16 protein-coding genes and 1 pseudogene are annotated in these 13,704 nt (G+C 29.0%); 15 read left to right on the top strand and 2 right to left on the bottom strand.

All coding sequences use genetic code 11. From position 1 onward, the window contains the following. Positions 1-661: 661 nt before the first annotated feature. A pseudogene (locus EK368_RS12925) lies at positions 662-922 on the top strand (group II intron reverse transcriptase/maturase); the annotation flags it as partial. A 398-nt stretch (positions 923-1,320) separates the two neighbouring features. Here EK368_RS12925 and tnpA read toward each other — a convergent pair. Together tnpA and EK368_RS12915 are read right to left on the bottom strand one after the other, a co-directional pair. After that, entirely contained in the window at positions 1,321-1,581 is a 261-nt protein-coding gene (tnpA, locus tag EK368_RS12920; RefSeq protein ID WP_129600353.1) for an IS66 family insertion sequence element accessory protein TnpA, read from the bottom strand. A gap of 151 nt (positions 1,582-1,732) precedes the next feature. Further along, the gene (locus tag EK368_RS12915; protein WP_129600352.1) at positions 1,733-2,410 is read right to left on the bottom strand and encodes a Crp/Fnr family transcriptional regulator; all 678 of its coding nucleotides are present in this window, start codon (positions 2,408-2,410) and stop codon (positions 1,733-1,735) included. Between the two features lie 99 nt (positions 2,411-2,509). On the opposite strand from EK368_RS12915, the gene EK368_RS12910 reads away from it, so the two are divergent. The 14 genes from EK368_RS12910 (at position 2,510) to EK368_RS12850 (ending at position 13,564) form a co-directional block, all read left to right on the top strand. Further along, the gene (locus EK368_RS12910) at positions 2,510-2,992 is read left to right on the top strand and encodes a permease (RefSeq protein WP_129600350.1); all 483 of its coding nucleotides are present in this window, start codon (positions 2,510-2,512) and stop codon (positions 2,990-2,992) included. Then, on the top strand, positions 2,989-3,714 hold the full coding sequence (locus EK368_RS12905) for a permease (RefSeq protein ID WP_243109423.1): 726 nt from the start codon (positions 2,989-2,991) through the stop codon (positions 3,712-3,714). The genes EK368_RS12910 and EK368_RS12905 overlap by 4 nt, the downstream gene beginning before the upstream one ends. A gap of 120 nt (positions 3,715-3,834) precedes the next feature. Next, positions 3,835-4,149, top strand: a complete 315-nt coding sequence (locus EK368_RS12900) for a cupin domain-containing protein (RefSeq protein ID WP_129600349.1) — start codon at positions 3,835-3,837, stop codon at positions 4,147-4,149. 283 nt (positions 4,150-4,432) lie between these two features. Next, positions 4,433-5,038 carry an ABC transporter permease gene (locus tag EK368_RS12895; protein ID WP_129600347.1) on the top strand — a complete coding sequence of 202 codons (606 nt, stop codon included), beginning with the start codon at positions 4,433-4,435 and terminating at the stop codon, positions 5,036-5,038. Positions 5,039-6,345: 1,307 nt separating this feature from the next. Continuing rightward, entirely contained in the window at positions 6,346-6,540 is a 195-nt protein-coding gene (locus EK368_RS12890) for a hypothetical protein (protein ID WP_129600345.1), read from the top strand. A 342-nt stretch (positions 6,541-6,882) separates the two neighbouring features. After that, positions 6,883-7,218, top strand: coding sequence for an anti-sigma F factor antagonist (spoIIAA, locus tag EK368_RS12885; RefSeq protein ID WP_129600343.1), 336 nt, complete (start codon positions 6,883-6,885; stop codon positions 7,216-7,218). A gap of 31 nt (positions 7,219-7,249) precedes the next feature. Continuing rightward, positions 7,250-7,666 (top strand): anti-sigma F factor, encoded by a 417-nt coding sequence (gene spoIIAB / locus EK368_RS12880; protein ID WP_129600356.1) that lies wholly within the window; start codon positions 7,250-7,252, stop codon positions 7,664-7,666. Between the two features lie 12 nt (positions 7,667-7,678). Beyond that, complete coding sequence (gene sigF, locus EK368_RS12875; RefSeq protein WP_129600341.1) at positions 7,679-8,452, top strand: RNA polymerase sporulation sigma factor SigF; 774 nt, start codon at positions 7,679-7,681, stop codon at positions 8,450-8,452. A 96-nt stretch (positions 8,453-8,548) separates the two neighbouring features. After that, complete coding sequence (locus EK368_RS14980) at positions 8,549-8,689, top strand: hypothetical protein (protein WP_165000451.1); 141 nt, start codon at positions 8,549-8,551, stop codon at positions 8,687-8,689. An 18-nt stretch (positions 8,690-8,707) separates the two neighbouring features. Beyond that, the gene (locus EK368_RS12870) at positions 8,708-9,355 is read left to right on the top strand and encodes a stage V sporulation protein AA (RefSeq protein ID WP_129600339.1); all 648 of its coding nucleotides are present in this window, start codon (positions 8,708-8,710) and stop codon (positions 9,353-9,355) included. A gap of 14 nt (positions 9,356-9,369) precedes the next feature. Next, a complete protein-coding gene (locus tag EK368_RS12865; protein ID WP_243109422.1) occupies positions 9,370-9,786 on the top strand; it encodes a stage V sporulation protein AB in 417 nt (138 codons plus the stop codon). 110 nt (positions 9,787-9,896) lie between these two features. Beyond that, positions 9,897-10,499 carry a stage V sporulation protein SpoVABEA gene (gene spoVAEA, locus EK368_RS12860; RefSeq protein WP_341472799.1) on the top strand — a complete coding sequence of 201 codons (603 nt, stop codon included), beginning with the start codon at positions 9,897-9,899 and terminating at the stop codon, positions 10,497-10,499. Next, positions 10,453-11,925, top strand: coding sequence for a spore germination protein (locus EK368_RS12855; protein WP_129600334.1), 1,473 nt, complete (start codon positions 10,453-10,455; stop codon positions 11,923-11,925). Before spoVAEA ends, EK368_RS12855 begins: the two co-directional genes overlap by 47 nt. 721 nt (positions 11,926-12,646) lie before the next feature. After that, positions 12,647-13,564: a D-2-hydroxyacid dehydrogenase gene (locus EK368_RS12850; protein ID WP_129600332.1), complete on the top strand. Its 918-nt coding sequence runs from the start codon at positions 12,647-12,649 to the stop codon at positions 13,562-13,564. Positions 13,565-13,704 lie beyond the last annotated feature (140 nt).

The following is a 13,704-nucleotide window of genomic DNA, read 5'->3' as shown; positions in this document are numbered from 1 at the left end:
TATTTTTTTGCAAAAAATTAAATGTTGGAGTTATTCACCCCAACATTTATTATAGAACCGATTTTATTAGTTCTTTCCATAGTTAGTTGATTTTTCTATTTTGTTGTATCCGTCAAAGTGTGTCCTGAAGCACTTGGGTGTCTTGTTAAACCAAGTGCATGCTATGTAAAAGATGAGAGAAGGCCTCTCGAAATCGTTGTTCAGGCAAGGGTTTCAAACCACTATTAGGTGCTGTAATCAAAAGTTATGGTGCTGAGCGTAATAGGAAAAGGCTAAACAAGTTAGTCAGGTGTGTGCCATGGAGTTGAACGAAAGTGAAGATACCGAAGGAGCGTCGTGAATACGTAAATATAGTAAGAACTTGGTACTTTTGACATATCAAGGATAAGTATAGCGGAAACCTGATTACTGGCTAGATGACTATCGGCGTAAAGGGTCCAAGAACATGGTATAGGCTTTTACATGGAACAGGAGAGTTCTAGATTGTAATGGCAAGCGAAAAATCCAAGTGATGAACTGACAAGGATGAAAGTAGCGATGTACAGTCTAGATGCGGAAGAGTTCGTAGTAGTGTTGAAATTGCTGTAATGGCAATGGAGCGAAGGGACTCTGTTATCTATACTTCGGAAATAGAACAACCAAAAATAAATGGGAGGATTTTATGAAAGAAGGAAAGTCATTTCAAATATCAAAACATTTAATTCTCGAGGTATTTAAAAGAGTTAAAGCAAATAAAGGAGCTGGGGGAATAGATGGGATTGATATAGAAACATATGAGGAACATTTAAAAGATAATCTATACAAATTATGGAACCGTATGTCATCAGGTAGCTATTTTCCAAAACCAGTAAGAGGAGTAGAAATTCCTAAGAAAGACGGGAAGAAAAGATTGCTGGGTATACCAACGATAGAAGATAGAATTTCAACTATGCATACCTTAGCAGGTATGATTTTAAGTTCTTTTCTTACCTCAGTAGACATCTCAAAAATCTTAGAATTACAAGTTTTACAGAATTTCTCATCTTCTGAAAGAGAGTATTCAATTCTTTCAACTTCTAAATCATCGAAAGACTGCTTATTAACTCCTCTTTTCTTGTTTCTTTCATAAGTAATCTTTTCAAGCTTAGGTTCCTCTATTTCAGACCTTTGATTAATTTCCGCCTCATTTAAAAATGAGATTTGCTCATGTTGAAGCTTTGCATTCTCGTTTTTAAGGTCATCTACTGATTCTTTATTTAGTTTTATATCTTTAGTTTCAGCTGTATTTATCATAGACTCTTTAATGTCTTTATTAGCTTGATTAAAAGCATCTCATCATAATCATGACTTACAGATAACAGATAAGGTAACACCATTTATTTCTACAGCTATCGCTGGAGAAAACTCTTTTGAGATTGAAACACTTGCAAATTCAAATTCCTCTTTATTATCCGAAGGATTAGAAAATACTTTTGTAACCCAATATCTAAATGAACCTAGCTTTACATCATTTTTCGCATACCATGCCTTTTGGGGCAGGCCACTGGCTTTATATTCATTTACACGATTAATCCACATTTCTTTGTTTTTATCTTTATTCATAAAACAGAAACACCTTCGATATTTATTATCTTTGGGGTATTATCTCATGACAATTTCATAGAATCTATATGGGTCCTATTTGACGGATACGAATAAAATTTGTATTAAAAAGTGTTGACAATCCACTAATTTCTTTATTTTTTCGTGTGCCTTATTCATAAAGATTGGTTAATGCATCCATATCCAATATGGTTATAGAATTTGCATCAAATTGTACTAAACCATCTGCTCGCATTTTATTTAATTCTCTAGAAAGAGAAGTTCTTTGTACTCCGAATTTTTCTGCTAAGTCTTTTTTAGTTAATGATAATTGAATGACATTACTTTTTTGGATATGACTTTCATAAATGAGAAAATCAATTAAACACTGTCTTATAGATTTGAAAGATAGTGTTTTTATTTTATCTGTTAAGATTATCGTTTTATCTGAGAGCGACTGAAGAAAATTAGTTAGAAAAGTGGCATTGCTTTGGCAAATTTTTATGATGAGGTCTTTTTTAAGATGAAGCATTGTCACATTAGTTTTTGATAAAACCGTCATTGGATAAAAGTTTTTATGTGCAAAGAGTAAATTTCCACCTATTGTATGATTGCTAGTAAAATCGCTTATTGATATATAATTTCCTTTAGGGTCGATTCCTTGGATTGAAACAGTACCCTTTAGAATGATATCCAAAGTTGTACATTTTTCATTTTGAAAGTGTATAATAGAGCTTTTTTTATAGTTTTTAATAAAGTAAGTATCTTTTGAAAATAAATCATAAATCTCTTGAGTTGAAAATGATCCGAATAACTCTGTATATTTAAGTATTTGAATAAAGTCTAGCATAAATTATTTCTCCTTTTTTAAGATTAGTTACATTGGTAACTGATTTTAATTTTAAATCATCTTATAATATAAGTAAAGATATTGAAAGGAGAAAATAAAATGGATTTTATTACGTTGGGTCTTTGGATATTTATAGTGATTTGGTTTATGAGTTCTATCATAAAAGATAAAAATAAAACTTTCAATGCTATTAAAATGTCAAGTGGATTAATGAGAAATATGATAGGAGAAATTATAGGAATACTTTTTCTTATCGGTCTAATACTTACTTTTATTCCACCCGATACGATTAAGTATTATTTAGGACAATCAAATACTATTGTATCAACAATTGTGGCAGCGTTTGTAGGAAGTATTACTTTAATACCTGCTTTTGTTGCATTTCCATTAGTTGGATCTTTTGTAAATGCAGGAGCAAGTATCATTCCTATAGTGGCATTTTTAACAACTTTAACAATGGTTGGATTTGTTACGTTTCCTCTTGAAAAGAGAGAGTTTGGGGTCAAATTTGCATTAACAAGAAATATATTAAGTTTTGGATTTGCAGTTATTATAGCATTTTTAATGGGGGTGATTATGTGATTTCAATTATAAAAAAAATTAAAAACAATATGTTTTTGACTTTAGTTTTTATAGTTTATGTATTCTTAATAATCTTTATACCTGAGAAAGCATTGCAATCTCTGAATAATAGCTTATATTATATAAAAGAAATGCTCATAATAATGCCTGTAATATTATTATTGACTTCCCTTATTGAAGCATGGGTTCCTAAAAAAACAATAGAAAATGCATTAGGGGAAAAGTCAGGGGTTAAAGGAATATTATTTTCTTTTTTACTTGGAAGTTTTTCAGCAGGACCTATTTATGCAGCTTTTCCCGTTTGTAAAACGCTTCTGAAAAAAGGAGCTAATGTTTTAAATATTGTAATTATTTTAAGTGCTTGGGCAGTTATTAAGGTTCCTATGCTTACTAATGAATCTAAATTTTTGGGCCCAAAATTTATGGCAGTTAGATGGGGGCTTACCACAATAGCTATTTTGATAATAGCATTGATTTCTTCAAAAATAGTAAAAAAAGAAGAAATTCCCGTAAAGGAATCAATAGAAAAAGAAGAAGCAGTTCTTAATGTTAATAATAAGTTTTGTATTGGATGTGGTTTATGTATAAAGGTATCATCAAAGCATTTTATAATGGAAGATAAAAAAGTAAAAGTAAACAAAAGAATTTTAAAAGCACGAGAAGATGAAGGAATTAGATACGTAATAGATAAATGTCCTGCAAAAGCTATCGAGTATATTTAAAAAAATATAAAAGCTGTTAAAAATAAAAAAGGCATCAGTAACAATTGTTACGTATATATGTTTGCTTATATGATAATATATATTAAGATAAAAAATTTCAAGAGAGAAGGAGGAACTTAAGTGGTAGAAAAGGTTTACAATATGACAAATAGCAATGATAGAACAGTGGAGATGCTTATTTCAGATGAAAATGTACATTACTTACACATGATTTTTAATAAAGAGGAAGGACTTCCAGAACATTTTTCAAATTCTACTGTGTATATGACTGTACTGAAAGGAACACTATCTATAGGATTAGATGAACAAGAAATACATGAATACAAACAAGGAAGTATATTAAAAATACCATATAAAACTAAGATGAATGTAGGTAACAAGTATGATGAAATTCTAGAATTGATTGTTGTAAAAGCACCAGCTCCAGTTAAATAAGTATGGAGTATGATCAAAAAATTAATAGCGCTGTTGAATAATCCATGAAATATGTTATTCAACAGTTTTTTATTTATAAAAAAGAAGGCATAAATATTTATTAAGGAAGGTTATATTTGATATTCCTTTAAAGAGAAATGACCAATATGTCAAAAAAGGTACTTTAATGAAAAAGTGATTTGAACACAAAATAAAATCATAAAAATAGTAACATAAGATACCGATTTGATATATGTTTGATGATAAACTAATCGTAAATAAAGACATTATTTTGTAAAGGGAGATGGATACAACATGGATAAAAAATATTTTGATAAAAAGATACCTTTATTCATTTGAGCCTGTATTTCATATTATACAGGCTACACCACCTATATCGTGGTTAGCTCTTGGAATTATTTGGTTTGGATTGGATGGTAAAGCTACAGTGTTTATTGTATTTATTGTAAGTATACCCATAATGATTATTAATATTGTAGAAGGATTTGAAAACATTGATCCTAAGTTAATTGAAATGGCAAGGATTTTTCATTTTTCAAAACGGGATGTATTATTTGATATTATATTTCCATCATTGAAATCTTACTTTAAATCTGGAATAACTATAGCTGTTGGATTAGGATGGAAATTAGTGATAATGGGGGAAGTTCTAAGCTCTAGCACTGGAATAGGAGCACAAATTACAAATGCACGATTGAATATTGAAACAGGTAAGGTACTAGCATGGACAATCATTGTTATTTTATTAGGAGTTTTATCTCAAAATTTAATAGACTTTGTATTTGATTTTGAAAATAAGGGGACAGAGCATAATGATTTTACAAATGAACAAAATAGAAAAAAATTTTGGAAGTTCTTCCGTATTAAAAGATTTTTCCCTAAAGGTTAACAAAGAAGAAATCCTTTGTAGTTTTGTCAAATCGACCTACAAGAGTAATGAAAGAATTTCAAATAAAAATACCTAGAAGGAAAAGGCATTTAAAAGATGAAATACTGATAAAAATAAGAAATGAGACTGTGGATTATCTTGTAAGATAATAGATACTGTATTGGTATAGATAAAGTACTAAATACTTTTCCCAATAATGAAGAAATACTTAGTTTAGCAGAGTTTATTTTAAAGGGATTTTGTACTAAACGTAAGTTATCGTTTGAAACTAATAATGCTAGAAGAATGAAAGGAAAAGCTCCAAGAAGATTAAGACAGATAAGATATTAAAAACACGTTAACTATAAGGTTAATAAAATCTATTTTCATAAAATATGGGGATGATTATTCAAAAATCTATATTGGATTATAAATCATATATATTTATGATTAAAAGATATTTATGTTTGCGATAAGTAGGAATACAGCAATTATCATTAGCACATTTATTGTAACTAATATTCTGTTGAGAGCTTTGTTTTCAAGTATTCTTTGTATAATGTTATCAATGTATTTTACCATATATATTGCAATACAATTCAGAAAAACACCAAAAATAAATTGTTGAAAAGAGACAGATAACATATAGATTAACCTCCTTTCATGAATGAAGTTTTTGCAATCATTGTATAAACCATGTCATTACCTCCCTTCACTAGTAATAGTAAAGTTTTGAGTGTTTTGTTGATGAATATTGCAGCAATGGTAAAAATCATCCCCATAAAATTAATACAGAATTATTAAATATAAAAATTAACTGAGATGATACTGTTATTTTAACCATTTATATGAAATTTATAATATTTTTTTTTATAAGCAAAAAGGGGAAATATTTTAAAATATGAAATTACTCAAGTGAACGAGGAATTAAAGAGTATCTAACGAAAAAGTTAGATGCTTTTTTAGTTCACAAATAAAATATCTAAAATTGAAAAACTTTATTTAATATTGGCAATATACTTTCATTACGAAGGATACTTTTATTAGATTATTTTTAGAGAATGATTAATAATATTATGAAAATTATAAGGTCTTTAAAAGTTGATTCTTGTGGTGTACAAGTCATTAAAAGGGATTTGATACAAATGGCACAAGAATTAAAATTAAGAAATTATAGTTTTAAATATATGAGGAGGATGTGAATTTTTTTCAACAATATTCATACTAAATATTGTAAATTTAGACAAATCAATAAAAAGAAGGGTATAAAGAATAAAAGTAGAATATAACAAACTACACAATAGATGATACAGGAGGAAGTCGAACTTATGAAATTAATTAGTGCTATGAATGATGTTGCTATAAAAATTTTAATCAATGAATTTATTGTAGTAGTAGATATAGGATACAAATATGATATTCCTATAGAATTAATAAGGTTTTTAAGAGAAAGAGAAATGAAGATTGAGGATCCTAATATATTTGAGCAAGTATGCACAATAATAGAAAATAAACTTTTTTAGGAGAATTCGTTGTTAAAAAGTGATTGAATATTCGTTCGGAATGATATTTTAGCGATGAAAGGGAAGATGGCGGAAATTTTTATCTTATTATGATCTTGAGAAATTCATAATATAAATATTTAGTAAATAGAAATACGAAGATATGCTTCTTTTGTTCTGTGAGCACCTTTTAATTTATGAAAAAATATAAACAGTTAGCTATAATAAAGGGCATCTATCTTGTGGAAGATAGGTGTTTTTTACAATAAGAATGAAAACTAGTCAATTTTCATCAAAGGAAAAAAGAAATGATTCAAGAATATGTAAAGGAGAAATAGATCAGAACATAAGGGGGGGACTAGAATGCAAGTTACATTTGAAACTATAGGAAATCATTTGATTACTAAACTAAGTGGAGAATTAGATCATCACACAGCAGAAGAAATCAGAGAAAGAATAGATAAAGAAATTGCAACAAAATCTATTAAAAATATTATCTTTGATATGAAAGATATGAATTTCATGGATAGCTCTGGCATTGGAGTAGTCATAGGAAGATATAAAAAGGTACAAAAATTGGGTGGACAAGCTGCAGTAATTCATTTAAATAGCAGGGTAGAAAAAATTTTTAAGATGTCAGGATTATTTCATATTGTAAAAAAATTTAAGAATAAAAATGAAGCAATAGAAAGATTATAAAGGGGTGAGAGAATTGTCAACAAACAATCGTATGCATTTAGAGATTATGAGCAAATCCCAAAATGAGGCGTTTGCTAGAGTTGTAGTAGCATCTTTTGCTTCTCAATTAGATCCTACTATAGAAGAATTAGCAGATGTAAAAACAGCAGTGTCTGAAGCTGTGACAAATGCCATTATTCATGGATATGAAGGAGGAGATGGGATTGTTATTATTGAATGCATCCTAAGAGATGATGAAATAGAGATTGGTATAAAAGATCAAGGAGCAGGAATAGAAGATATACAAAAGGCTAGGGAACCTTTATATACATCTAAACCTGAGCTTGAAAGATCTGGAATGGGGTTTACAGTAATGGAAACTTTCATGGATGAAGTAAAAATACAGTCACAAAAAAATATGGGAACAGAGATAAGAATGATAAAGAAGTTTAGAAGTTGTGACCATTAAGGGGTAGATGGTATGGGGATGAGTATATTATCACAGGAGCAAAATAGAATATTAGAGCATGAAGAAACTATTTTATTAATAAAAAGAGCTCAAGATGGAGATCAAGAGGCTAAAAATATTTTAGTACAGCACAATCTCGGATTAGTAAGAAGTGTATTAAAAAGGTTTGCAAATAGAGGCTATGAAAAGGAAGATTTGTATCAATTAGGTTGTATTGGACTTATGAAAGCAATAGATAAATTCGATTTTTCATATGATGTAAGATTTTCGACTTATGCTGTGCCTATGATTATTGGTGAAATCAAACGATTTTTAAGAGATGATGGAATAATCAAAGTAAGTCGTTCTCTAAAGCAAACAGCAGGGAGAGTAAAAAGCGCTAAGGAAACCTTATTTAAAAAATTTGGAAGAGAACCTACTTTAAAAGAACTTTCTAGTATGTTAGATTTATCTAAAGAAGAAATTGTAATGGCTATGGATTCTAATATACAGCCAGATTATTTATATGATATTATCCATCAAGATGATGGCTCTCCTGTTCATTTGATTGATAAGATTAGTGAAACAAAAATGGAAGAGGAAGGAGAAGTACTAGACAGAATTGCATTGGTAGAAATTATTTCTAAATTAAAATCAAGAGAGCGAACGATTATTATACTTAGATATTTCAAGGACAAAACTCAAACAGAAATTGCTAATATTTTAGGAATTTCACAAGTACAAGTTTCTAGAATAGAAAAAAAGATTTTAAAACAGATGAGAGAGTTGTTAGAAAAGACATGGTAAATACATGTCTTTTTTGTTTTATGAAATTTTAAAAATAAGAATTTTAGATAATAGATTGGATAATAATAAAATTAAAAGATACAAAGAGGTGATAAAATGCTTAAGCAAAAAAGGGAAATTTTTTTAGGAATATTATTTTTATTATTTATTGTAGGGACTTCTTTTTTTTTATTTACAAATCATTCAAAATTAGAAAAACATACAAAGGCAAAGCTTGTATTTAATTTAAGTCAATGATCATAAGGATGTGAAAATATGAATGCAAAGGCTGTTTATATACAAATGAAAGATGGACTAAGTACTCAAAGAGGACAAAGTGTATTCCTAAAAGATTTAGCAGTTATTTTAGCAGATGAACCTATAAAAACAGAGTTGCTAAATTTAGAAATTCTTAAAGTACCTAAAAATACCAATAATCATATTGTAGTTTCTATTCTTACTATTATTGAAAAAATGAAAAAAACTTATCCTTTTATCAATGTATTTCCTATAGGAGAAGCAGAAATATTAGTAAAGATAGACAAAAACATGAAAGATCAAAAGAAATTATGGACATTTGTAAAAATAGGAATGGTATGTATTGTTATTTTTGTAGGATCAGGACTTGCTTTGATGAATTTTCATGCAGATGTTAATATGAGAGAATCCCATAGACAAGTTTATAAAATGATTACAGGAAAAGAAACGAATAAGCCGTTGATTCTTCAAATCCCATACTCTTTAGGAATAGGAGTAGGGATGGCAGTATTTTTTAATCATATTCTTCCAAAGAGATTTAATAATGAACCAAGTCCAATGGAAGTAGAAATGGCATCATATCGTAAAGGTATGGATCAATATATTTTAAATAATGAAAAAAATACAGAAGAAAATACAAAAGAAAATACAAAAGAAAAATCATAGGTTGGTGAACATATGTGGGATTAAATTTATTAATGGGATTTATAGGGTTTTCTGAAGGTGCAATGGTAGGAACTGCACTGATTGCATTTTTAACTATATTAGATATAGTACCAAGGTTAGCACAGCTTACGAATACAGAAAAATATGTGAAAATTTATGAAATTACCATTGGCATAACAGTAACTGTGATTTCTTTAGGAAGTGTATTAGATCTATATATAGATATGGGAAAGATAATGGTAATTTGTATAGGGTTTTTAATGGGAACTTTTATTGGATTGTTGGCTTCGGCGTTAACAGAAGTAACTAACGTAATTCCTGTTATAATCAATCGTTTTCAAATTCATGAATATATTAAACTCGTTTTTTTTTCTTTAGCAGGAGGCAAGATGGTAGGATCATTGATTTATTGGATTTTGATCAATAACTAGGAAGAATACAGATAAAATTTGGATATAGATAAAAAGTATTCTAAGATTGGTATCTGGGTATGAGATAACTTTAATATTTAATAAGAAATATGAAAGAAGGAATGTTGTATATGAAAAGAAAAGTGATTTTAGTTACAGATGGAGATTCTATAGCTCAAAGAGCTGTAGAACAAGCTGTAAAAAATATAGGAGGAAGATGTATTTCTCGTTCAGGAGGCAATCCTACTCCAATAGGAGGAAATGAAATTGTAGAACTAATAAAAGCTGCTAAATATGATCCAGTAGTAGTTATGGTAGATGATAAGGGATCTCCTGATACAGGAGAAGGAGAATGGGCATTTTATGATATTGTAAATCATCCAGATATAGAAGTATTAGGAGCAATTGCAGTAGCGTCTAATACTCCTGGAGTAGAAGGAGTTTGTGTTGATTTTTCAATTAGTTGTAATGGGAAAAAAGTCAATCAGTCTGTTAACAAAGAAGGAACCCCTCAAAAGGGAAAAATACTTTATGGAGATACAGTAGATATTATAAAGAAATGTAATGTGCCTTTAATTGTAGGAATTGGTGATATAGGAAAAATGGAAGGAAAAGATGATTGTGAAATTGGAGCTCCTATTATAACAAAAGCTATGGAGGAGATCCTTATAAGGAGTGGGTATACAGATGAACATTACAAAGAAACTCAAAGAAAACATAGAGATTCTGAATGAGTCGTTAGGCATATCTAAAAGCTTTGATGTGGTGAATAGACAAATTTTAATCGGAAATAAACAAGCAAGCTTACTATTTATTGATGGTTTTGCAAAAGATGATATTATGCTTTATATTATGCAAATTCTTCAAAAAATAGATGTAAAAGACTGTAGAAAAGATATGATAGAAAAATTAATGGAAGAAAAAATTCCATATTTAGAAGTAGAGGCTACTGAAGATATAGAACAAATAAAATTCATGGTATTATCAGGAGCATTAGCTATTTTAATTGATGGAGAGAATCAAGCTATCATTTTAGATGTTAGAACTTATCCTGTGAGAGGTCCGCAAGAACCAGATTTAGAAAGAGTTACAAGAGGAGCAAGAGATGGATTTACAGAAACTATAGTTTTTAATACAGCATTAATTCGAAGAAGAGTAAGAGATCCAAAGCTCAGATTTGAGATGACCAAAATAGGAAGAAGATCTCAGACTGATGTAGTGGTTGGATATATAGAAGATATTGCAAATCCAGATTTGATTCAAGATATTAAAAAGAAGTTAGATCAAATCAATACAGATGCTTTAGAAATGGGAGAGAAAACATTAGAAGAATTTATACTAGGAAGGAATTGGAATCCTCTACCTCAGGCAAGATATACAGAAAGAGCTGATGTAGCAGCAGCACATCTTTTTGAAGGGCATATTATTATCATGGTAGATACTACTCCTAGTGTAATGATCTTGCCAGTGACTATGTTTCATTTTACACAACACGCAGAAGATTATTATCAAAATCCAGCGGTGGGAACTTATATGAGATGGATAAGACTTATTGCTATGTTTTTATCTTTTATATTACCACCGTTATGGCTTTTGTTAGTATACAATAAGGAAGGATTACCAGATTTTCTTTCTTTTATAGGACCTAAAAAAACAGGAGAAATTTCTCTTTTGATGCAATTTATTATTTTAGAAGTAGGAATAGATATTTTAAGAATAGCATCCATTCACACGCCTAATGCTCTTACCACTTCTTTAGGGATTATAGGGGGATTAATATTAAGCCAATTTGCTGTAGAGGTGGGATGGTTTATTCCTGAAACAGTTTTATATATGGCCATGGCAGGTATAGGGATGTTTGCTACACCTAGTATAGAGTTTTCTATGGCCATAAGAATATTTAGATTGATTTTGTTAATTGCTACAGGATTTTTTAAAGAAATAGGATTTATAGTAGCCATTGTATTTGTGTTTTTTGTTTTACTTACAACAAAATCTATAGGAGGTACTCCGTATTTATGGCCACTTATTCCTTTTAACCGAAAAGGGATTTCATCTGTGCTTTTTAGAAAACCAATACCTGAGGTTAGATATCGTCCAGATTTTTTAAATGTAGTTGATAAAGATTCTTCGCCTCCTAAAGATCAAACACCAGAATAAAAACGGATAGATATACTAGTTATGTGGAATGAAAAATATCGATGAATTTGTCGGTTTTCTTGATTGTCATGTTGACTTATTAATAATGATATGGTATTATCTTCTTAAATAAGATTATAAAGTAAACTCAATAAAAACGTTTCCAAGTTCATAATAATTAATTAAACATGTATTTATCATATATATTTAAGTTAACATACAGTTACTTTATTCGTGGTAGTATATTGTTTATGTATCTACATAATCGGATAAACTCCAGTTTAACTATTGTTTACTGGTTTTTTTTGTACAAATATTCAAGAAATAAAAATTTAAAGGTTTAAATATTTAATTTGTATAAGGAGAACTTGTATTGAATTATTTTCACAAGACATTATGATTAATAAATTAAGGGGGTGAATAAATAAAGTAATCTAAGAGTCTCTATATTTTAGTCTTATTTAAAAACTGCCTTATTAAATACAATTCAAGCTACATATTCTGGTGGTTTTTGAAAGTATTAGTCTTTAGAAGAATTATATAATTATTATTGGTTGTATTATCTTCTCGTATAACCAATTGTATAAGTAGTATGAGCATATTTGTAGTATTTGTAATAGAGGTGATATGATTATAATTTTTATTTAGTGGATATATCCAAATATTAAGATAAATACTACATGAATTGTTTATTAAACTTACAGATATATTACATATATAATAGAATTTGGAGGAGTTTGACATGAAATGTTTAATTACTGAAAAAGTTAATGAAAAAGGAATAGAATTATTAAGAAAACATTTTACTGTAGATTTAGCATATGATAAAAATTTAGATGAAATAAAAAATATGGTAGGGGAATATGATGTATTATTAGTAAGAGCTGAAACTCCAGTAGATAAAGAAATGATTGACTTAGGAAAAAATTTAAAGATTGTTGGTATGGCTGGAATAGGTTTAAATCACATAGATGTTGAATACGCAAAATCAAAAGATATTAAAGTAATTAATGTACCAAATGGAAGTATTACATCTGTTGCTGAACTAGCAATGACTTTAATTTTAGGCTCTTGCAGAAAACTATATAATGCTGTTCATGCTACTAAAAATGGAAAATGGGACAAGACTGGTTTTACAGGGAACTTATTAGATGGAAAAACTGTAGGAATTTTATCTTTAGGTAAAATTGGATTTAGAGTAGCTGAATTATGTCAAGCATTTAATATGAATGTTGTAGCTTATGATCCTTATTTAAATCCAGAAGTAGCAAAAAAAATAAATGTAGAATTGCTACCTTTAGAAGATGTATTTAAGAAAGCGGATATCATATCTATTCATACACCATTAACTAAAGAAACTCATCATATGGTAAGTGAGAAGGAATTAAATTTAATGAAAGACGGAAGCTTCCTATTTAACTTAGGTAGAGGTGGAATTGTTGATGAAAAAGCTTTGTATAAAGCTTTAACAAGTGGAAAATTAAAGGCAGCGGCAGCAGATGTTATGGAAAATGAACCTCCGAAAGAAGAAGATCAAGCATTACTTAAATTAGACAATTTTATGGCTACATGCCATATTGGAGCAGGTACTGAAGAGGCACAAGAATTTATATCTGTATCATTAGCAGATCAAATATTTGAGTACTTTAACTTAAAATAGTATGATCTGACTTGACTAGTATTTGAATATTGTATTTGAGTAAAATTAAAAAGCCATAATTAATCAATCTTTGATTAATTGGCTCTATGTCAATAGTTGGGGTGGGATTGTTCATAATCCTGCTCCATTACTTTATTAGA

Origin of the sequence: Anaerophilus nitritigenes (genome assembly GCF_004138215.1) — a bacterium.
Taxonomy (GTDB): domain Bacteria; phylum Bacillota; class Clostridia; order Peptostreptococcales; family Thermotaleaceae; genus Anaerophilus; species Anaerophilus nitritogenes.
Note: the sequence above shows the minus strand (reverse complement) of the source record. Positions and strands in the feature narration are given on the sequence as shown.